Raw genomic sequence first — 19249 nt, forward strand, 5'->3', positions numbered from 1 at the left:
GCAGGTCCCCGGATATCCGGGGACTTGCTAGCCACCCGTCAGTCGGCGTCGACGGGGACCTGGGAGGTGGTCGAGGTCGGGTGGGAGGCCAGACCGTGGCGGTCGAACTTCTGCCCGCTCGCGAGCCCGCCGAGCCAGAAGGAGAAGAGGGCGATCACGACACCGGCGAGGTCGTCGGCGATGTAGTGCCAGCCGAAGTAGAGGGTCGCGACGACGGTGATCGCGAAGTTGGCCCAGAAGACGATGTGGAGGATCCGGTTCTGGAGCGTGTACTGCACCATCAGCGCGACGAGGAGCGTGATCGCGACGTGCAGCGACGCGAAGCCCGCGACCGACTGGACCGCCCCCTCGGCACCCTCGCGGATCACGTTGGACCTCCCGTAGGACAAGGCTTCCATCAAGGCGCTGGAGCCGGTCTCCGGGAGGTCGGTGTAGAGGTAGCTGTACTGGAAGCCCGGGCCGAGGGTCGGCAGCGCGTAGTAGGACGCGGTGCCGAGCGCCCAGGCCAGGCACTGCGACGTGGCGAACCAGTAGCCGAAGGTGATGTTGCGCGACCACACCAGCCAGGCGGCGAGCGCGAGCGGCACCAGCGGCAGGAACCACAGGTAGATCGTCGAGAGGATGTGCGAGGAGAACCCGGTGCCGAAGATCGTGTGGAGGATCGTCGCAGGCTCGTGGCCGAACATCAGCGCCCGGTCGACGAGGTGCAGCTCCCGGTCGTACTTGTCCTCACCCATGATGAAGGGGAGGAACGACTTCAGGTTCCGGTAGCAGACGTAGGTGATGTAGAAGGACACGAGCCCGAGCACCGTCAGGACGATGCGCTCCTTGTCCCAGTGCTCCCGGATCCGCTCGCGCGCGATCGCGGGCATCAGGGCCGGCTTCATCCGCGAGGCCCACAGGGTGCGGGGCAGCAGGTCGAGGGCGAAGGCGCCCAGCACGAGCAGCGGGAGCCTCAGCCACGACGGCCCGAGGAAGCCCTCCGGGTCGACGAGCGGACGGTCGAGGGTGAACGACGCGATCAGCGCCAGCACGCCCATGGTGGCGGCGACGCCGACGAGGAGGGCATAGGCCGGACGGTGCACGGACGTCAGTCTAGGGGTGCGTCGGTCAAGCCCTTGCCGTCGCGAGCGTCGTCCAGCGCGTGCGATGGCAAGGCGGACGAGCGAAGGCGTGGCGGAGCCACGTCGAGTCGAGGACAACGCAGCCAGCGTGCGTGATGGACGGTGCGCAGCAGGCATGGGGTTGACCGACGTGCCCCACGAGCGGTCAAGAGGCCCGCGTGATCGGAAGGATCGCGAGCCTGGTCACATCGACCCGGAGCCCGGTCTCGTCGCCCGGTGAGACCCGGCTGCCGAGCGGCGCGACGGCGTCGAGGGTGCCGACGCCGTCCACCCCCACGACGAGGCGGACCTGCTCCGGGGTCACCCGGGCCTGCACGACGCGGGCGCGCAGCGGACCGGTCGCGTCGACGACCAGGGCCGAGCGCCGCAGCGCGAGGGCGTACGCCGTCCGCAGTCCCGCCGCGGCCAGCACCCGCGCGGCCGCGTCGCCGCGCAGCACGCGGGCGTAGCCGAGGAACAGGGCGGTCTCCTCGTCGACGGGCTCGCGCCACACCTCGTCGATCGCGCCGCTCTGCACGACACGTCCGGAGCGCATCACGGCCAGGCGGTCGGCGAGCGCGAACGCCTCCTCGTGGTCGTGGGTCACCAGCAGCGCCGTCGTGCCGGCCGCGTGGAGGATCGACCGGAGGTCACCCGCGAGCCGCTCGCGCAGCGTCGCGTCGAGGGCGGACAGGGGCTCGTCGAGCAGGATCAGCCGCGGCTCGACCGCGAGCGCCCGGGCCAGCGCGACCCGCTGCCGCTCGCCGCCAGAGAGGGTGCCGGGCAGCCGGTCGTCGTAGCCCTCCAGGCCGACGAGGGCGAGCAGCTCGCGCACGCGGGTGGCGACCCGCGCGGACGGCGTACGACGCAGGCGCAGCGCGTAGGCGACGTTGCGGGCGACGGTGAGGTGGGCGAAGAGCTGACCGTCCTGAAACATCAGCGCGAAGCCGCGCCTGTGGGTCGGTGTGCCCGCGAGGTCGATGCCGTCCCACGCGATCGTGCCGGAGTCGAGCGGCTCGAGGCCGGCGACGGCGCGGAGCAGGGTCGACTTCCCGCAGCCCGACGGCCCGAGGACGGCGAGCACCTGGCCGGTCGCGAGGTCGAGGGACACGTCGTCCACGGCGATGGTGTCGCCGTAGCGGACGGTCACGTCGTCGAGGGAGAGCACGTCAGAACGCTCCCACGCCGGGGACGCGCAACCGCTCGACGAGGAGCATGGCGGTGGCGGTGGCGGCGGCGAGGACGACGGAGGCGGCGAGGGCCATGCCGTAGTTCATCGCACCGGGGTGGCCGAGCAGCCGGAAGATCACCACCGGCAGGGTCGGGCTGTCGTCGCGCGCGAGGAACGACGTGGCCCCGAACTCCCCGAGCGACGCCGCGAAGGCGAACCCGCTCGCCGCGAGCATCGGCTTCCACGTGACCGGCAGGTCGACGGTCAGCAGCGTGCGCCACGGCGACGCACCCAGCGACGCGGCCGCCTGCCGCTGCCGGTCGTCGATGCCGCCGAGCACCGGGGTGAGCGTCCGGACGACCAGCGGCAGCGCGACGAGGGCCTGGGCCATCGGCACGAGCAACGGCGAGTCGCGCAGGTCGAGCGGGGGCCGGTCGAGGGTGATCAGGAAGCCGAAGCCGAGGGTCACCGCGCTGACCCCGAGGGGCAGCATGAAGAAGCCGTCGAGGGTCGAGCGCACGCGCCGTTCGGCGCGCGAGTGCGAGCGCCGGGTGACGATCGTGGCCACCAGCACGCCCACCAGCAGCGCCATCCACGTCGCGTCGACCGCCGTGCGCAGGCTGGTGGCCAGCGCGGACGTCACGGGCGCGAGCAGCGCCTGGTTGTCTCCGGTGCTCGACAGAGCGCGGTAGTTGCCGAGCCCCCACCCGCCGTCGACCCGCAGCGACCCGAGCACCAGGGTGAGGACCGGCACGAGCATGGCGGCGAGCACCGCACCGGTGGCAGCCACCACGGCCGCGTCGCTGCGGCGTACGGCACGCACGGGCGTGACCGTGCGCTGGGCGGTCGGGTCCGGCACGGCCCGCAGGCGCGCGGCCAGCGCCAGCAGGCCGACGACCACGACGATCTGGAGCACCGACAGCGCCGCGGCCGCCTGGAGGTCGAAGACCGTGGTGGTCAGCAGGTAGATCTCGGTCTCGACGGTCGCGTGGCGTACGCCGCCGAGGGTGAGGACGATGCCGAACGCGGTCGCGCAGAAGAGGAAGACGATGCTCGCCGCACCGACGATCGCCGGCCGCAGCGCCGGGAGGGTGACCGTGCGGAGCACCTGCCACGGCGAGGCGCCGAGCGCGGCCGCCGCCTGTCCGGGCCGCGGGTCGAGCGACTCCCACGCGACGCCGACGGTGCGGACCACGACGGCGACGTTGAAGAAGACCAGGCCGGCCACGATGGCCGCCGGGGTGCCGTCGAGCCCGAGCGCGCCGAGCGGCCCGCCCTCGCCGAGCAGCTGGCGGAAGGCGACCCCGACCACGACGGTCGGCAGCACGAACGGCACCAGCAGCGCCGCCCGGACCGCCGCGCGGCCCGGCAGCGCGAGCCGGTGCAGGGCGTACGCCGCCGGCAGTCCGAGGACGACCGAGAGCACCGTCGCGACCCCCGATGTCCACACCGTGAACCACGCGACCCGGTGCACGCGCGGGCGGGCGAGGACGTCGAGGACCGCGCCCGGCGCGAAGCGGCCGTCGGCCACGAAGCCCTCCGCCACCATGCCCGTCACGGGCAGCACGAAGAGGACGCCGAGCACCAGCACCGGCCCGGCGGCCAGGAGGAGCAGGGCGAGGATGCGCCTCATCGGGACAGGGTCTCGAGGCTCGTCGGTGGGGCTTCTCGCACCTCGACCAGCAGCTCGGGAGTGGTCATCGGGACACGACGTCGGTCCACTCCGTCAGCCACTGCTCACGGTTGGCGGCGATCTCGTCGGGAGCGACCTCGAAGGGGGAGGTGGGCTGCGGTGCGAACTCGGCCCAGTCGTCGGGCACGGTCGCGCCGGGCATGACGGGGAAGACGTACATCGACTCCGGCAGGGCGCTCTGCACCTCGTCGCCGAGCATCCAGTCGATCAGCGCCTCGGCGCCGTCGGGGTTGTCGGCGCCGGCCAGCACGCCGGCGTACTCCACCTGGCGGAAGCACGTGTCGAGCAGCGCCGCGGTGGTCGTGCGGCCGTCCGTGACCGTGAAGGCCGGCGAGGAGTCGTAGGAGACGACGATCGGGCGGGTGCCGTTCTCCGCGCCGGCGGTGAAGTCGCCGTAGTAGGCGTCCTCCCACCCGTCGACGACCTCGGCGCCGTTGGCCATCAGGTCGGTCCAGTAGTCGGGCCAGTCGTCGCCGTACTGCGCGACGGTGGCGAGGAAGAACGCCATCCCCGGGCTGCTCGTCGAGGCGCCCGGCGTCACCAGCAGGTCGGCGTACGCCGGGTCGGTGAGGTCGTCGAGCGTCTGCGGCGGCTCGAGGCCCTCGCGGTCGAACCAGTCGGTGTCGACGTTGACGCAGACGCTCGCGGAGTCGATCGGGACCAGCCGGTCGCCGCCGTCGGCGAGGGCGTACTCGTCGGGCGGGGTCGTGGTCGGCGAGAACGACGCGAAGGCGCCCTCGCCGAGCGGGCGCGAGGCGAAGGTGTTGTCGATGCCGAACGCCGCGTCGGCGATCGGGTTGTCGGCGGTCAGGCTGAGCTTCGTGGCGAGCGTGCCCGCGTCGCCCGCCGCACGGACCTCGAGCGTGTAGCCGGACTCCTCCTCGAACTCACGCACGAGCTTCTTCGGGAGGTGGAAGGACTCGTGCGTGGCGAGCACGACGGTGCCACCGGACGTGCCGCCGGTCGTGCCGTCGGACGCCGAGCTGCTCGGCTCGGCCGGGTCGCTGCCGCCCATCAGGCTGCAGCTGCTGAGTGTGAGGGCCGCGAGCGTGGCCGTGAGGGCGCGGACGGGTGCGTGCATCGTGGTGACTCCCTATCGCCGGTGCTAACCGGATCAGGTTCGGAGGGTCTGCGGTCTGGTCCGCACTCTCAGCACGCCTGCGCGTGCTCCCCTGTCTTGTGGGACCAGCCTAGCCCCGACGCGGGCGCCGCCTACGCTCTGGCCATGCCCAGCCTCCGCCACCAGCTGCTCGCGACGGTGATCCCGAAGGTCCGGCGCTCGCGCGAGCTCGAGAACGAGCCGGTCGAGCGGGCGCGCGTCGAGGCCTGGCACCGCACCCTCGAGCCCGGCCTGCCGACCCGCGCGGTGCCGCGGTTCGGCCAGCGGTGGGACGTGAGGGTCGAGGACATCGGCTTCCCGTCCTACGTCCTGACGCCGCGCGGCCGGCGCGCGACGCGGACGCTCTACTACGTCCACGGCGGCGCGTTCATGGCGCCGATCGACCCGGTGCACGTCCGCTACGCCACCCGGCTCGCCGACGCGATCGGGGCCCGCATCGTCCTGCCCACCTACCCCTTGGCGCCCGAGCACACGTGGGCGGACTCGCACGACGCGCTCGTCGCCGACGCGGGCCGCTGGGCCGGCGAGGAGGGCGGCGTGGTGCTCGCCGGCGACTCGGCCGGCGGCGGGCTCGCCCTCGCGATCGCCGTCGCGATGCGCGACCGCGGGCTCACCCCGGCCACCCACCTCGTCATGCACGCGCCGTGGGTCGACCTCACCACCTCGACCCCCGAGACGCGGGCGGTCGACGCGATCGACCCGTGGCTGTTCTTCGGCAAGCTCCAGGCGTACGCCCTGTGGTGGGCGGGCTCGTCCGACGACCTCGGCCGCCCCGAGGTCTCCCCCGCGCTGGCCGAACTTGCCGGCCTGCCGCGGGCGATGGTGCTCTACGGCACCCGCGACCTGCTCCACCCCGGCTGCCGCCTCCTCGTCCGGCGCGCCGCCGAGGCCGGCTGGGACCTGACCGCCATCGAGGAGCCCGACCTGATCCACGTCTACGGCATCCTCCCCTTCGCCCCCGAGGCGCGCCGCGCCTTCCGCCAGGTCGTCGCCTTCGTGGATGGAGGTGTCCTGCGATGAAGCTGGTCACCTCGGACGTCGACGGCCTCGACACGCGGACGGCGTACGCCGTGTGGCGGCTGCGGCAGCAGGTGTTCGTCGTCGAGCAGGACTGCCCCTATCCCGACCTCGACGGGCGCGACCTCGAGCCGGCGACGCGTCACGTCGTGCTGCTCGACGAGGACGACGTCGTGCTGGGCACCCTCCGGGTGCTCGACGACGGCGACTGGGCGCGCATCGGCCGCGTCGTGGTTGCACCGTCCGCGCGGGGACGCGGCCTGGCCGCGCTGCTGATGAACGAGGCGATCACGCTGTGCGGCGATCGCGAGGTGCGGCTCGACGCGCAGACCGGGCTGACCGCGTTCTACGAGGGCTACGGCTTCGAGGTGACCGGCCCGGAGTTCGACGAGGACGGCGTCATGCACGTGCCGATGCGTCGTCCGCGACGACCATGAGCACCGGGCCGAGGACCTCCTCGCGCACCAGCCGGGACTGCGGCGACAGGCCGCCCATCACCGTCGGCGCGATCCACCACCCGGGCCGGTCCAGCGCGTGGCCGCCGGTCGCCACGGTGCCGCCCTCGGACGCTGCGAGCGCCAGGTAGCGCAGCACCCGGTCGCGCGCGACGCGCGAGCGGAGCGGGCCGCACCGGGTGGCGGGGTCGGTCGGGTCGCCGACGACCGCGGACTCCATGGCCTCGACCGCGAGGGCGAGCGCCTCGTCGTGGCGGTGGGGCGGGACCAGGACGCTCGTCGGGAGCCGGCACCCCTGGCCGGCGTTGGCGACGACCGCGGCCGCCGCGGCCCGCACGACCTCGGCGAGGTCGTCGTCGGTGGCCTGCGCGGCGCTGGCGCCACCGACGTCGATGCGGGTGGCCTTGCCCGCCCGCGTCGCCGCGACCAGCACCCGCTCGCCGCTGACGGCCGAGCCGGTGAAGGACACCGCGTCGATGCGCGGGTCCTGGGTGAGCGCGATCGCCACGTCGACGTCGCGGGAGGTGATCACGTTGAGCACGCCGCGCGGGAGGATGTCGAGGGCGATGCGGCCGAGCTCGAGCGCGGCGCTGGACGCCTCGACGGCGGGCTTGAGGACGACGGTGCCGCCTGCGACGAGCACCCGCCCGACCTCCTCTATGGCGACCGCCAGCGGTGACGTGCCCGGGGTGATCACCGCCGTCACGGCAGGCTGTTGGTCGCGGTCCTCGACGAGCATCTGCGCGATCGGCGCGTCCAGGTGGTCGGCGCGCAGCGCGACCGGCACGCCCGCCTCGGTCGCCATGAGCAGTGCGAAGTCGTCGGCCCGGTCGTGGAGCGCCTCGTGGAAGCGCCGGAGGGCGTCGCTGCGGAGCGTGAGGTCGGTGCTCCACGGCGTCTCGAGGAGCGCGCGGCGGGCGGCGGTGGCCGCGGTGACCGCGTCCTCCACGCCCGCGTCGGGCACCTGCCACAGCGGCTCTCCGGTCGTCGGCTCGAGAGCCGGGAAGGTCCGCTGCTCCGCCGTCGACAGCTCCACGCCGTCGACGGGGAGCACTGCGGCGGACCGCAAACGCTTGCTCATGAGGCAACTCCACCACGTTGCGGTGCCATCGCCCATCACCCGTGCGGTGTCTAACCTTCGTGTCATGCGCGACGACCTCGGACATGCCGTCCCGCTGGCAGGTGCAGCCAGTCGCGTCGTGTCACTCGTGCCGTCGCTGACCGAGGCGATCGCCGCGTCGGCGCCCGACGTCCTCGTCGGTGCCACCGACTGGTGCACCCACCCGGCCGACCTGTCCGTGACGCGCGTGCGGGGCACCAAGAACCCCGACCTCGCGGCGATCCGCGCGCTGACGCCCGACCTGGTGGTGGCCAACCAGGAGGAGAACCGCGAGCTCGACGTGCGCCGGCTGCGCGACTCCGGCGTCGCCGTCTGGGTCACCCGCATCGAGACCGTCGAGGAGTCGATCGACTCGATGTCGCGGCTGTTCTCCCTCGCCCTCGGGCTGCCCGAGCCGCCGTGGCTGGTCTCCGCGCGCTCGCTCTGGTCCGAGCCCGCTGCTCCCCGGCTCCGCGTCGCCGTGCCGATCTGGCGCGACCCGTGGATGGTCGTCGGCTCCCCGACCTACACCGACGACCTGCTCGCGCGGGCCGGGCTCGTCAACGTGATGGCTCCCGGCGACGGGCGCTATCCGACGGTCACGCCCGACGCGATCGACGACGCCGGTGCGGACGTCGTGCTCCTCCCGGACGAGCCGTACGTCTTCACCGACTCCGACGGGCCCGAGGCGTTGCGCACGCCGACCCGGCTGGTGTCGGGACGGCTGCTGACCTGGTACGGCCCGGCGATGGTCGAGGCGCACGAGATGCTGGCTACCGTGCAGCCATGACGCGCGACCCGATCGGCGAGGCCCACCGCCAGTGGGTGGCGCACGGCTGGTCCGACGCCGCCGACGGGATGGCGATGGTGACCTCCGTCGTGCGCGCGCAGCAGCTCCTGATGGAGCGGATCGACGCCGTCCTGCGCCCGCGCGGCCTGACCTTCGCCCGCTACGAGGTGCTGCGGCTGCTGTCCTTCGCCCGCGAGGCGGCGATGCCGATGTCGCGGCTCGGCTCGCTGCTGCAGGTGCACCCGACGAGCGTCACGAGCGCCGTCGACCGCCTGGTGGCGCAGGGCTTCGTCGAGCGCGTCCGCGACGACGCCGACCGTCGCGTCGTACGCGCCGTGCTGACCGACGCCGGCCGCGAGGCGGTCGAGGAGGCGACGGCGGCCCTCAACGGCGAGGTCTTCGAGACCCCCGGCCTGCCCGAGGGCGACGTACGCGACCTGACCGACCGGCTCACCGCCCTCCGGACCGGCCTGGGCGACGGCGGCTGAGCTGTGCACCCGACTTCCATGGTTGTCAGCCTGGATCTGGGCCGACAACCGTTGCGGTCACCGGATATCCGGTGACCGCAGTCGACAGAACGGTGACTCGCGAGTAGGTAGTTGGACGTCCTAGTATCTGGTCATGGTTGACCTGCACACGCCGAAGAACCCGATCCGCCTCGTGACCTCGTCCGCGCTGTTCGACGGTCACGACGCGTCGATCAACATCATGCGGCGGATCTTCATGAGCCAGGGCTGCGAGGTCATCCACCTCGGGCACAACCGCTCGGTGCAGGAGGTCGTCGACGCGGCGCTCGAGGAGGACGTGCAGGGCGTGGCCGTGTCGTCCTACCAGGGCGGGCACGTGGAGTACTTCGAGTACCTCGTCGAGTCGCTGCGCGCGCAGGGCGCCGGCCACGTCAAGGTCGTCGGCGGTGGCGGCGGCGTCATCGTGCCGTCGGAGATCACCAGGCTGCGCGAGTCGGGCGTCACGATCTTCTCCCCCGAGGACGGCCAGAAGATGGGCCTCGTCGGGATGATCAACTCCGTCGTCGCCGACTGCGACGTCGACCTCTGGTCCGAGGGCGCGGTCAGCGTCGAGCAGGTCCTCAGCGGCGACCGGTTCGCCGTCGCCCGGGCCATCACCGGCGCCGAGGGCGGCCGCCTCGACGAGGCGATGCTCACCGAGGTCCGCGCGGCCGCCCAGCGCCGCGAGGTGCCCGTGCTCGGCATCACCGGCACCGGCGGCTCGGGCAAGTCGTCGCTGACCGACGAGGTCGTACGCCGCTTCCGCACCGACCAGCAGGACAAGCTGCGCATCGCCGTGATCGCCGTCGACCCGACCCGCCGCAAGGGCGGCGGCGCGCTGCTCGGCGACCGCATCCGCGCCAACTCCCTCGACGGCGACCGGGTCTTCTTCCGCTCGCTCGCGACGCGCGGTGCCCACGAGGTGCCCGAGCACCTCGCCGACGTGATCGACGTGCTCAAGGCCGCCGGCAACGACCTGGTCATCGTCGAGACGCCCGGCATCGGCCAGGGCGACGCGGGCATCGTGCCGCTGGTCGACCACTCGCTCTACGTGATGACGCCGGAGTTCGGCGCCGCCTCGCAGCTGGAGAAGATCGACATGCTCGACTTCGCCGACACGGTCGCGATCAACAAGTTCGAGCGTCGCGGCGCCAAGGACGCGCTGCGCGACGTCGGCCGCCAGCTGGTCCGCAACCGTGAGGCGTTCGGCAAGCAGCCGCACGACATGCCGGTCTTCGGCACCAGCGCCGCGACCTTCAACGACGACGGCGTGACCGCGCTCTACCAGCACCTGCGCGGCGAGCTCGCCGACGCCGGGCTGCCGATCGTCGAGGGCACGCTCCCGCACGTCGACGTACGCCACTCCTCGGGCATCCGGCAGGTCGTGCCCGCCGACCGCGTGCGCTACCTCTCCGAGATCACCGAGACCGTGCGCGGCTACCACGCGCGGACGACCGAGCTGGCGGAGGCGGCGCGCAACCTCCAGCGCGTGCAGTACGTCGCCGACGCACTGGGTGAGGGGGATGCGGGCGGCGTGTCCGAGCTGCTCGAGGCCGCGCGCAAGGCGGTGCCGCACGACATCACCGACCAGATCGAGCGCTGGCCCGCGGTCGTCGAGTCGTACTCCGGGGACGAGCAGGTCGTGGTGGTCCGCGACCGGGAGATCCACACCAGGCTGACCAGGGAGTCGCTCAGCGGCACCAAGATCCCCCGGGTGTCGCTGCCGCGCTACGCCGACCACGGCGAGCTCGTGACGTTCTGGCGCAACGAGAACCTGCCGGGCTACTACCCGTTCACCGCCGGCGTCTTCCCGTTCAAGCGCGACAACGAGGACCCCGCGCGGATGTTCGCCGGCGAGGGCGACCCGGCGCGCACCAACCGCCGCTTCAAGATCCTGTCCCACGGCAACGACGCGACCCGCCTGTCGACGGCGTTCGACTCGGTGACGCTCTACGGCCGCGACCCCGACCCGCGCCCCGACGTCTACGGCAAGGTCGGCACCTCGGGCGTGAGCGTCGCGACGCTCGACGACATGAAGGTGCTCTTCGACGGCTTCGACCTGATCGCCCCGACGACCTCGGTGTCGCTGACCATCAACGGCCCTGCCCCCACGGTGCTGGCGTTCTTCCTCAACGCCGCCATCGACCAGGCGGCCGAGCGCGGCATCTCCGCGGCAGACGCGCTCAAGCAAGTCCGCGGCACCGTGCAGGCCGACATCCTCAAGGAGGACCAGGGCCAGAACACGGCGCTGTTCTCCACCGAGTTCTCGCTGCGGATGATGGGCGACATCCAGCAGTACTTCATCGACAACGACGTGCGGAACTTCTACTCCGTGTCGATCTCCGGCTACCACATCGCCGAGGCCGGGGCGAACCCCATCAGCCAGCTCGCCTTCACCCTCGCCAACGGCTTCACCTACGTCGAGTCCTACCTCGCGCGCGGCATGCACATCGACGACTTCGCGCCCAACCTGTCGTTCTTCTTCTCCAACGGCATGGACCCGGAGTACTCCGTGATCGGCCGCGTCGCACGCCGCATCTGGGCGGTGACGATGAAGGAGAAGTACGGCGCCTCGGAGCGCTCGCAGAAGCTGAAGTACCACGTCCAGACGAGCGGCCGGTCGCTGCACGCGCAGGAGATGGACTTCAACGACATCCGCACCACGCTGCAGGCCCTGATCGCGATCTACGACAACGCGAACAGCCTCCACACCAACGCGTACGACGAGGCGGTGACGACCCCGACCGAGGACTCCGTACGCCGTGCGCTGGCGATCCAGCTGATCATCAACCGCGAGTGGGGCCTGGCGATGAACGAGAACCCGCTCCAGGGCTCGTACGTCATCGACGACCTCACCGACCTCGTCGAGGCGGCGGTGCTGGCCGAGTTCGACTCGATCAACGAGCGCGGCGGCGTGCTCGGCGCGATGGAGACCGGCTACCAGCGCGGGCGGATCCAGGACGAGTCGATGCTCTACGAGCACCGCAAGCACGACGGCTCGCTGCCGATCATCGGCGTGAACACCTTCGTCAAGGAGTCGGCGGCCGACGCCCAGCCCAAGGAGATCGAGCTCGCGCGGGCCACCGACGCCGAGAAGGAGTCGCAGCTCAACCGCGTGCGCGCCTTCCAGGCCGCGCACGGCGCCGAGGCGCAGGAGGCCCTCGCCCGGCTCAAGGACGCCGCGATCAAGGGTGACAACGTCTTCGCGGTCCTCATGGACGCCGCTCGCGTCTGCTCGCTGCAGCAGGTGACCGAGGCGTTCTTCGAGGTGGGCGGCCAGTACCGCCGCAACGTCTGAACCCGGGCGGACTGCTCAGGGCGTACCGGTCTGGATCGTGAACCGCTGTCCGGTGTCGCCGCGCATCGGGAGGACGACCGTCCCGTCCGGAACGTCGGTGCGGACCTCGCACTCCCCCTCGGGGACCCGGCAGGTCAGGAGGCGCACGGTGTCACCGGGATCCAGGCCCTCCTCGGACCCGCCCTCCACCGAGACGCCGACGGCCGTCGAGTCGTCGGCCCACGCGGTGAGGTAGCTGCGCTGATCGGCGGGCAGCTGCAGCGGCACCTGCTCGCCCGAGGGTGACTCGATGGCGCGGACGGTGCCGTCCCGCCTGTCCTGGATGGTCCAGGCGCCGTCGGGGCTCGTCGTGTCCGTGGGAAGGGACATCGGGTCCGACTCGCGTCCCTCGCCCGTGACCAGGTCCCAGGCGAAGTCACCCTCCAGCGACCTGCCGTAGAGCAGCTCGTCGTCGATCCCGAGGACGCTGAGCTCGGCCTCGGCGAACTCGAAGGCCGGGTCGGAGCCCGGCTCCAGGCCGTCGGTCGAGCGGACCACGTCGCCCGACGTCAGGTCGAAGACCATCACCGTCGCCCGGGTGTCGTCGTCGTTCATCACGATGGTTGCGAGGTGGGTCCCGTCGGGCGAGGCGGCGACCATGTCCCCGTCGACCTCCAGCCCGGTGTCCACCGGGGCGGCTCCGTCCGCGCCGTAGAGGAGCGGTGCCCGGCGCAGGTCGTTGCCCTGGTCACCTCCGTCGTCCTCGAAGAAGAAGATGCCGTCACCGGCGACGGCGAACCGGGCGACGTCGGCGCCCACGTCGAGCGTCGTACCGTCCGCGAGGTGCACCGTCTGTCCCGACGCCCAGATCAGACCGGTGGGGTCCACCGGATCGCTGCTGGTCCGCCAGGCCGCGGAGTCGTCGACGTCGCCGGTGCCGTCCGAGCCGCACCCGGCGAGCAGGGCGAGCAGGACAACCCCCGAGATGGCGCGCCACATGCGGGAAGCATGGCAGAGCGTCCCCGTCACGGCAGCGGCGTGGCACCGCGGAAGGCGGCGCCCACGTGGTCGTCGACACGGGTGTGGTCGTGGGCCGTGGCGACCAGCAGCTCGGCCGCGGCACCGACCGCACGGGACCCGGTGCGCAGGCTGTCGCCGGCCGTCTCGACCAGCTCGTTGATCGCACGGCTGAGACCGGCGGCCGCGGGCACACGGCCGAGGGCATGGGCGGGCACGCGTACGCCGCCGACCGTCGCGGACTCGCTGGCGAGCACGTCGGCGGGAGCACCCAGGTCGCCGGCCGCCCGGGTCAGGGACGCGGGCTCGATCTCGAGGTCCTGACCGACACCGAGGTCCGACAGCGGTGTGCGGGTCATGTGCGTGCTGGGCCACAGGTCGCGGTTGTCGTCCAGGCCCCACCACCAGCCCGACGTGCCGTCGGCGTGCTGGTAGTGGCCGGCGCCGGACTCGTAGGTCGTCAGCACGTCGCCGTCGACCTCCACGATCCCCTCCGACATGTTGGGCATGACGTAGGGATCGCTCCTGTCCCCCGTGACCGCGTCCTGGACGATCAGGCTGCTCTCGTTGCCGCGGCCGTAGGAGGAGCTGAAGACGTACTGCCCGTCCCGCACGACCACGCCCTGGCAGTCCTGGGGCGTGTCGACGACGTCGACCTTCACCCAGTCGCCTCCCTGCTTCTCGTAGACGTGGAGCAGGTCGTTCTCGAAGTCGCCGAGGTAGAGACGCCCTCCGTGGATCGCCGAGTAGGAGCCGCCGCTCACGTCCTGCGGAGGCCGCACCGGGTCGACCTTGTCGTCCGCCGTGCCGCCCCGGAGCTCCTGGAGCGAGTAGGTGAACACCTGCCCGTTGTCGACCACGTAGACGTTGTCGCCCTGCACGCTCACACCCCCGGCGTGGTTGGGGCGGTCAGGCGCGGCGCCCCCGGTCTCGGGGACGGGGAAGTCGCCACCGAGGCGGACCTCGCCGATCTTCTTGCCGGTGATCTCGTCGATCAGGGCGAGGTAGGAGGTGCCGTCCTTGGTGTAGTAGCTCTGGATGAGGGTGTGCGAGTCCGGGTCGTAGCCCAGCCCCTGCGGGATCCAGCCGCGGTCGTCGCCGGTGGCCGCGGTGTTGGGGATGATGGGGCCGAGGCCGCTGTCGTTGCCGGCCAGCCACTCCTCGTTCTTGCGCAGCCCCTCCTCCACCCACTCGCGCGTCTCCTCGTCGAGGCTGTCGAGGTCGACCTCGTCGCCCGTCAGGACGGCCTCGACGGCGGCGAGCTGCTGGTTGTAGTCGACGCCCACGCCGAGCAGGAAGGCGTTGACGAGCCGGGCGAAGATCTCCTCGACCACCGGCGGCAGCGCGGCGGGCCGGTTGCGCCAGAACCCGATGTAGTAGTCGGCGTTGGCCTCGGCGCGCTCGTAGGCCGCGGCGGCCGTCTCGAGCGCGCCGCGGGCGCGCTGCACCGTCGTACGGGTGAGGGTGACGCCGGAGCGGAGCGTGGAGAGGCGGGCGTCGAAGGCGACGGCACCGGCGCCGTTCCAGACCACCACGTCCTGGGCGTCGGCGATGTCGGACCGGGCACCCGTCAGCGCGTGCGCGGATGCCTCGAGCGTCGCCGTCAGCTGTCGCAGCGTCGCCGCGTCACCCGAGACGAGACGCGCGTGCTCGATCTCCGGATCCGTCACTCCCCACCGTCCCCCTGGTCGTGCCTGTCGCCAGGCATCGTTCCCCGATCCGGTCGCGCCAAACGGCCGGATCCGACCCGGTCAGTGGACCATGCCCGAAGGGGTCAGAGGTTGATCGTGATGTCCGCGTCCTTGCGGAGGTCCTCCACGAGGGCGCCGGCGACCTTGCCGATCTGCTCGGTCTTCGCCTGCTCGGCGAGCTGGTCGTGGACCTGGTCGTAGGACGGGATCTTCTGGCCCTGCTGACCCGCCGCCTGCTTCTTGGCCTTCGCGTAGATCGCGCGCAGCTCCTTCTCGCTCGGCGTCGTGCTGCCGTCCTCGTCCTCGACGAGCTGCTCGACGAGCAGCTGCATCTCGACCTGGTCGCGGGCCTGGTCCTCGGTGAGGCCGTTCTCCTCGATCGCCTTCAGGAGCTCGTCGGCGGAGGCCATCTGGTTCTGCTGCGCGATGGTCTCGAGCTCGGCGTCGATCTGGTCGTCGCTCACCTCGATGCCACGGGACTCCGCCTCCTGCGCGAGGAGCTCGGTCGAGACGAGGTCGTCGGCCGTCTGCTGCTTGATCTGCTCCTCGTCCGGGGCCTGGCCGCTGCTCTGCGCCTGGGCGGCCGCCTGCTGGAACGCCGCCTCGTAGAGCGGGACGAACTCGTCCTTGGTGACCTCCTCGCCGTTGACCTCGGCCACGACGTCGGGGATGCCGGTGAGGTCGGGCCCGCCCTCGGCGCCGGCGTCGGCGCTCGCGCTGGGAGTCTCGCTCGCCGAGGCGTCCTTGTCGCTCGAGGGGTCGCTCGAGGACGAGTCGCTGCTGCCGCCGCAGGCGGAGAGCACGAGCAGGCTGGTGGCGGCCACGAGGCCGAGGGCAGTACGGGTTCGCATCAGGTGAGTCACCATCTCGACGGTACGCACCGAACCTGAACGCGGTTCTCAGGGGGCCGATCCGCCGGACTTCGCACCCAGGACTCCCGCTTGCAGGTAGAGATCTCTACCTGTGGGCGGGCAGGTCCCCGGATATCCGGGGACTTGCGAGGCGGCACCTCACAGGTGGTCGGGGACGATCAGGGCGTCGGGGTCCTGCCGGACCGGGAGCTGGGCGAGGGCCGTACGCACGAGCGTGAGGCGCGCGGCGACCGCCGCCTTCTGCCCCAGCTTCGTCGAGCCCAGCCGCCCGATGCCGGTCTCGCCCATCGTCTGCTCGACGGCCGTGGCGATCTGCGCGTCGGTGAAGGTCGGTCGGGTCCCGGCCTCGACCTCGACGTCGGGCAGCGCGAGCAGGACGGGCAGCACCTGGCCGCCCACTGCCTCGAGGAGGTGGTAGCGGTCGATCTTGCTCATCGCCTCCCACTTCTCCTCCCCCTTGCCCAAGCCCTTTCCCAAGCCCTTTCCAGGCTTGCCGATCCTGCCGCCGGCCACGATCTTCGCGGCGGCGGTGACGGCGACAGTCAGCTCGTGCTCGGTGAAGCGCATGCGCAAATCATGCCCGAGGCGTGAGATCCGGCTCACATGCGCGTGACGATCGGCCCGCTCCGCACGACCAATCCCTGACACCGCATCCACGAAGAAGGGAGCCCACCATGGGCATCGCTGACAAGGCCAAGAACGCCGCACAGGACCTCACCGGCAAGGCCAAGGAGGTCGTCGGGGACGTCACCAACAACGACGAGCTCAAGGCCGAGGGCAAGAAGGACCAGGCCGCCGCCGACGTGAAGCAGGCCGGCGAGAACGTCAAGGACGCCTTCAAGAAGTGACTTGTCGGGCGCCGCGTCACGGGGCGCGGCGCCCGGATCCCGCCACCACCCCGAGGAGGACCACGTGGCCCGACCCAAGCGCAACCTGTTCGCCCTGCTGGGCTGGCTCTTCTGGAAGGTGCTGACCCTCGTCGGCCTGCCGCTCGCCAAGCGCAAGCTCGCCGAGCGAGGATCGTCCTCGTCACACCGGAGCGACACCGCCGCGTGACGCACCCAGGCACGAAGCCAGACCACCTCCCAGACCAGGAGACCGCGTGCGCCTGCCCGACCTGCTCCCCGAGGACCTCGATCCCGGGCAGCGAGCGTTGTACGACGACATCGTCGGCGGGCCGCGCGGCGTCGGGCCCCAGCACTTCCCGCTCACGACGCCCGACGGTGCCCTCACCGGTCCCTTCGGCGTGATGATCCACGGGCCGGCGCTCGGCCGCCCGCTCCAGGAGCTGGGCAGCGCCCTCCGCTACGCGACCGGGCTCACCGACCGTGTCCGCGAGATCGCGATCCTCACCGTCGCGGCCGCCACCCACAGCGCGTTCGAGCAGTTCGCGCACGAGCGCGTCGCCCGCGCGGTGGGCCTGACCGACGACGAGCTGGTCGCCATCGCCGACGGCTCGTTCTCCTCGGGCCACCGCGCCGAGCAGACGGCGTACGAGCTGTGCCGGAGGCTGCTCGACGGGCGCACGACGTTCGACGACCAGGAGTACGCCGACCTCGTCGTGGTGCTCGGCACCGAGACGATCACCGAGCTGACCGTGCTCGTCGGCTACTACCGCACCCTCGCCGACCTGCTGGCTGTCTACGAGGTGCGCGCCCCTCAGTAGTGGGCGGTCATCACGTGCTTGATGCGCGTGTAGTCGTCGAAGCCGTAGCCCGAGAGGTCCTTGCCGTAGCCGGAGTGGCCGAAGCCGCCGTGTGGCATCTCGGAGACGAACGGGATGTGGGTGTTGACCCACACGCACCCGAAGTCGAGCTCGCGGGTCAGCCGGTCGGCCGTGCCGTGGTCGCGGGTCCAGACCGAGGCAGCCAGGCCGTAGGGCACGTCGTTGGCGAGGCGCACCGCCTCGGCCTCGTCGTCGTACGCCTGCACGGTGAGGACGGGGCCGAAGACCTCCTCCTGCACGATCCGGTCGTCCTGCCGCACGCCGGTCACGACGGTCGGGGCGAAGAAGAACCCGGCGTCACCGTGGCGCGCACCGCCGGTGCGGACGACGGCGTGCTCCGGCAGGTCGGCGAGGAACGCCTCGACCTTGGCGAAGTGGGTCGCGTTGTTGAGCGGGCCGTAGTCGGCCTCGGTGTCGGACGGCGGGCCGGGACGGGTGCCCTCGGCCTCGGCGACGAGCAGGTCGACCAGCTCGTCGTGGATGCTGCGGTGCACGATGACGCGGGTCGCGGCGGTGCAGTCCTGGCCCGAGTTGAAGTAGGCCGCGGCGGCGATGAGCTCGGCCGCGCGGGGCAGGTCGGTGTCGGGCGTGACGACGACGGGAGCCTTGCCGCCGAGCTCGAGGTGGGCACGCTTGAGGTTCTTGGCGGCCGACGACGCGACCTCCATGCCGGCGCGGACGGACCCGGTGATCGCGACCAGGCCGGGCGTGGGGTGCTCGACGAGCAGCCGGCCCGTCGTGGCGTCACCGTTGACGACGTTGAGGACACCCGGCGGCAGGATCGCGCCGGCGATCTCGGCGAGCAGCACGGTCGAGCGCGGCGTCGTGTCGCTGGGCTTGAGCACGATCGTGTTGCCCGCGGCGAGCGCGGGCGCGATCTTCCAGATCGCCATCGCGAACGGGTAGTTCCAGGGCGTGACCTGGCCGACGACGCCGATCGGCTCGCGCCGGATGCTGGAGGTGTGGCCCTCGAGGTACTCCCCCGCCGACTTGCCCTCGAGCAGCCGTGCGGCACCCGCGAAGAAGCGGAGCTGGTCGACGCCCTGGTCGACCTCCTCGCTCGCGATGTAGCGCACCGGCTGGCCGGTGTCGCGCGCCTGCACCTCACTGATCTCGTCGCGCCGCTCGGCGATCGCGGTGGCGAGGTCGAGGAGGTGGCCCTGCCGGCGACCCGGCGTGAGCCGCTTCCACGACTCCGACGCGCGGAGGGCGGCGGCGTACGCCCGGTCGACCTCCTCCGCGGTCGACACCGGCGAGCGACCGTCGACCTCACCGGTGGTCGGGTCGACCAGCTCGATGAAGTCGGTCGCGGCCGACTCGACGAGCTCGCCGTCGATGAAGTTGCGGATGGTGTCATTCATCAGGGGAGGCCTCTGTCTCGAAGGGTCAGGCGACGTAGATCTTGCGGAGCGTCTCGCGGACGACCCAGGTGGTCTGCTCGCCGGCACGGAGCCGTACGACGCTGCCGGCGGCGAGGTCGACGGCCTCGCCGTCCTCGAAGGTGACGGTGGCCGAGCCGGACAGGACGACGAACACCTCGTCGACCTCGACGTCGGTGGCCGTGCCGGGGCTCATCTCCCACACGCCGACCTCGACGCCGGCGACCGCGGCGAGGGCGCGCGACCCCGCCTCCGGGGCGCCGTCGAGGACGGTGCCGGGGTCGAGGGGCGTGGTGGGCACGTCGGTGGCGACGTCGAGCACTCGGAACATGG

Annotated in this window: 19 protein-coding genes and 1 riboswitch; of the genes, 8 read left to right on the forward strand and 11 right to left on the reverse strand. The window is 72.0% G+C overall.

Going from position 1 to position 19249, the window contains the following annotated elements; genetic code table 11:
• Window positions 1-38: 38 nt before the first annotated feature.
• The 4 genes from JI751_RS01015 to JI751_RS01030 form a co-directional block, all read right to left on the reverse strand.
• On the reverse strand, window positions 39-1085 hold the full coding sequence (locus JI751_RS01015; RefSeq protein ID WP_307813659.1) for a phosphatase PAP2 family protein: 1047 nt from the start codon (window positions 1083-1085) through the stop codon (window positions 39-41).
• Between the two features lie 184 nt (window positions 1086-1269).
• Window positions 1270-2271 (reverse strand): ABC transporter ATP-binding protein, encoded by a 1002-nt coding sequence (locus tag JI751_RS01020; RefSeq protein WP_201932309.1) that lies wholly within the window; start codon window positions 2269-2271, stop codon window positions 1270-1272.
• A 1-nt stretch (window position 2272) separates the two neighbouring features.
• Window positions 2273-3907, reverse strand: coding sequence for an ABC transporter permease (locus JI751_RS01025; RefSeq protein ID WP_201932311.1), 1635 nt, complete (start codon window positions 3905-3907; stop codon window positions 2273-2275).
• A 64-nt stretch (window positions 3908-3971) separates the two neighbouring features.
• Window positions 3972-5048, reverse strand: coding sequence for a thiamine ABC transporter substrate-binding protein (locus JI751_RS01030; RefSeq protein ID WP_201932312.1), 1077 nt, complete (start codon window positions 5046-5048; stop codon window positions 3972-3974).
• A riboswitch (TPP riboswitch) is annotated at window positions 5041-5151 on the reverse strand. (Overlaps the previous gene by 8 nt.)
• 41 nt (window positions 5152-5192) lie before the next feature.
• On the opposite strand from JI751_RS01030, the gene JI751_RS01035 reads away from it, so the two are divergent.
• Together JI751_RS01035 and JI751_RS01040 are read left to right on the forward strand one after the other, a co-directional pair.
• Complete coding sequence (locus JI751_RS01035; protein ID WP_201932313.1) at window positions 5193-6107, forward strand: alpha/beta hydrolase; 915 nt, start codon at window positions 5193-5195, stop codon at window positions 6105-6107.
• Window positions 6104-6541, forward strand: a complete 438-nt coding sequence (locus JI751_RS01040; RefSeq protein ID WP_201932314.1) for a GNAT family N-acetyltransferase — start codon at window positions 6104-6106, stop codon at window positions 6539-6541. Before JI751_RS01035 ends, JI751_RS01040 begins: the two co-directional genes overlap by 4 nt.
• Here the strand turns inward: JI751_RS01040 and JI751_RS01045 are convergent.
• On the reverse strand, window positions 6504-7640 hold the full coding sequence (locus tag JI751_RS01045) for an aldehyde dehydrogenase family protein (RefSeq protein WP_201932316.1): 1137 nt from the start codon (window positions 7638-7640) through the stop codon (window positions 6504-6506). The genes JI751_RS01040 and JI751_RS01045 overlap by 38 nt on opposite strands.
• A 64-nt stretch (window positions 7641-7704) precedes the next feature.
• Here JI751_RS01045 and JI751_RS01050 point away from each other — a divergent pair, with 64 nt between their 5' ends.
• The 3 genes from JI751_RS01050 to icmF all read left to right on the forward strand — a co-directional run bounded on the left by JI751_RS01050 (window position 7705) and on the right by icmF (window position 12252).
• Window positions 7705-8448 (forward strand): helical backbone metal receptor, encoded by a 744-nt coding sequence (locus tag JI751_RS01050; RefSeq protein ID WP_201932318.1) that lies wholly within the window; start codon window positions 7705-7707, stop codon window positions 8446-8448.
• Complete coding sequence (locus JI751_RS01055; RefSeq protein ID WP_201932321.1) at window positions 8445-8936, forward strand: MarR family winged helix-turn-helix transcriptional regulator; 492 nt, start codon at window positions 8445-8447, stop codon at window positions 8934-8936. The genes JI751_RS01050 and JI751_RS01055 overlap by 4 nt, the downstream gene beginning before the upstream one ends.
• 133 nt (window positions 8937-9069) lie before the next feature.
• Window positions 9070-12252 carry a fused isobutyryl-CoA mutase/GTPase IcmF gene (icmF, locus tag JI751_RS01060; RefSeq protein WP_201932338.1) on the forward strand — a complete coding sequence of 1061 codons (3183 nt, stop codon included), beginning with the start codon at window positions 9070-9072 and terminating at the stop codon, window positions 12250-12252.
• 15 nt (window positions 12253-12267) lie between these two features.
• Here icmF and JI751_RS01065 read toward each other — a convergent pair whose 3' ends face one another.
• From JI751_RS01065 to JI751_RS01080, 4 genes are all read right to left on the reverse strand, one after another.
• Window positions 12268-13230, reverse strand: coding sequence for a hypothetical protein (locus JI751_RS01065; RefSeq protein ID WP_201932342.1), 963 nt, complete (start codon window positions 13228-13230; stop codon window positions 12268-12270).
• A gap of 26 nt (window positions 13231-13256) precedes the next feature.
• Window positions 13257-14918: a hypothetical protein gene (locus JI751_RS01070; protein ID WP_201932345.1), complete on the reverse strand. Its 1662-nt coding sequence runs from the start codon at window positions 14916-14918 to the stop codon at window positions 13257-13259.
• Window positions 14919-15022: 104 nt separating this feature from the next.
• Entirely contained in the window at window positions 15023-15790 is a 768-nt protein-coding gene (locus JI751_RS01075) for a SurA N-terminal domain-containing protein (RefSeq protein WP_201932348.1), read from the reverse strand.
• A gap of 159 nt (window positions 15791-15949) precedes the next feature.
• A complete protein-coding gene (locus JI751_RS01080) occupies window positions 15950-16378 on the reverse strand; it encodes a hypothetical protein (protein ID WP_201932351.1) in 429 nt (142 codons plus the stop codon).
• Between the two features lie 107 nt (window positions 16379-16485).
• Between JI751_RS01080 and JI751_RS01085 the strand changes: the two genes are divergently transcribed.
• The 3 genes from JI751_RS01085 to JI751_RS01095 all read left to right on the forward strand — a co-directional run bounded on the left by JI751_RS01085 (window position 16486) and on the right by JI751_RS01095 (window position 17477).
• Window positions 16486-16659, forward strand: coding sequence for a CsbD family protein (locus JI751_RS01085; protein ID WP_201932354.1), 174 nt, complete (start codon window positions 16486-16488; stop codon window positions 16657-16659).
• Between the two features lie 64 nt (window positions 16660-16723).
• On the forward strand, window positions 16724-16867 hold the full coding sequence (locus tag JI751_RS01090) for a hypothetical protein (protein ID WP_201932357.1): 144 nt from the start codon (window positions 16724-16726) through the stop codon (window positions 16865-16867).
• A gap of 46 nt (window positions 16868-16913) precedes the next feature.
• A complete protein-coding gene (locus tag JI751_RS01095) occupies window positions 16914-17477 on the forward strand; it encodes a carboxymuconolactone decarboxylase family protein (RefSeq protein ID WP_201932367.1) in 564 nt (187 codons plus the stop codon).
• Here JI751_RS01095 and JI751_RS01100 read toward each other — a convergent pair.
• Window positions 17471-18898, reverse strand: a complete 1428-nt coding sequence (locus JI751_RS01100; protein ID WP_201932369.1) for a gamma-aminobutyraldehyde dehydrogenase — start codon at window positions 18896-18898, stop codon at window positions 17471-17473. The genes JI751_RS01095 and JI751_RS01100 overlap by 7 nt on opposite strands.
• Before the next feature lie 25 nt (window positions 18899-18923).
• Window positions 18924-19247: a cupin domain-containing protein gene (locus JI751_RS01105; protein WP_201932371.1), complete on the reverse strand. Its 324-nt coding sequence runs from the start codon at window positions 19245-19247 to the stop codon at window positions 18924-18926.
• Window positions 19248-19249: the final 2 nt, after the last annotated feature.

Source organism: Nocardioides baculatus (assembly GCF_016735675.1).
GTDB lineage: Bacteria > Actinomycetota > Actinomycetes > Propionibacteriales > Nocardioidaceae > Nocardioides > Nocardioides baculatus.

Excerpts from the sequence above, each read along its gene's own strand:
- JI751_RS01075 (WP_201932348.1), bottom strand. The coding sequence starts at position 15,790 with ATGCGAACCCGTACTGCCCTCGGCCTCGTGGCCGCCACCAGCCTGCTC.
- JI751_RS01085 (WP_201932354.1), top strand. The coding sequence starts at position 16,486 with ATGGGCATCGCTGACAAGGCCAAGAACGCCGCACAGGACCTCACCGGC.
- JI751_RS01040 (WP_201932314.1), top strand. The coding sequence starts at position 6,104 with ATGAAGCTGGTCACCTCGGACGTCGACGGCCTCGACACGCGGACGGCG.
- JI751_RS01080 (WP_201932351.1), bottom strand. The coding sequence starts at position 16,378 with ATGCGCTTCACCGAGCACGAGCTGACTGTCGCCGTCACCGCCGCCGCG.
- JI751_RS01030 (WP_201932312.1), bottom strand. The coding sequence starts at position 5,048 with ATGCACGCACCCGTCCGCGCCCTCACGGCCACGCTCGCGGCCCTCACA.
- JI751_RS01045 (WP_201932316.1), bottom strand. The coding sequence starts at position 7,640 with ATGAGCAAGCGTTTGCGGTCCGCCGCAGTGCTCCCCGTCGACGGCGTG.
- JI751_RS01100 (WP_201932369.1), bottom strand. The coding sequence starts at position 18,898 with ATGAATGACACCATCCGCAACTTCATCGACGGCGAGCTCGTCGAGTCG.
- JI751_RS01105 (WP_201932371.1), bottom strand. The coding sequence starts at position 19,247 with ATGTTCCGAGTGCTCGACGTCGCCACCGACGTGCCCACCACGCCCCTC.
- icmF (WP_201932338.1), top strand. The coding sequence starts at position 9,070 with ATGGTTGACCTGCACACGCCGAAGAACCCGATCCGCCTCGTGACCTCG.
- JI751_RS01035 (WP_201932313.1), top strand. The coding sequence starts at position 5,193 with ATGCCCAGCCTCCGCCACCAGCTGCTCGCGACGGTGATCCCGAAGGTC.
- JI751_RS01055 (WP_201932321.1), top strand. The coding sequence starts at position 8,445 with ATGACGCGCGACCCGATCGGCGAGGCCCACCGCCAGTGGGTGGCGCAC.
- JI751_RS01050 (WP_201932318.1), top strand. The coding sequence starts at position 7,705 with ATGCGCGACGACCTCGGACATGCCGTCCCGCTGGCAGGTGCAGCCAGT.
- JI751_RS01025 (WP_201932311.1), bottom strand. The coding sequence starts at position 3,907 with ATGAGGCGCATCCTCGCCCTGCTCCTCCTGGCCGCCGGGCCGGTGCTG.
- JI751_RS01065 (WP_201932342.1), bottom strand. The coding sequence starts at position 13,230 with ATGTGGCGCGCCATCTCGGGGGTTGTCCTGCTCGCCCTGCTCGCCGGG.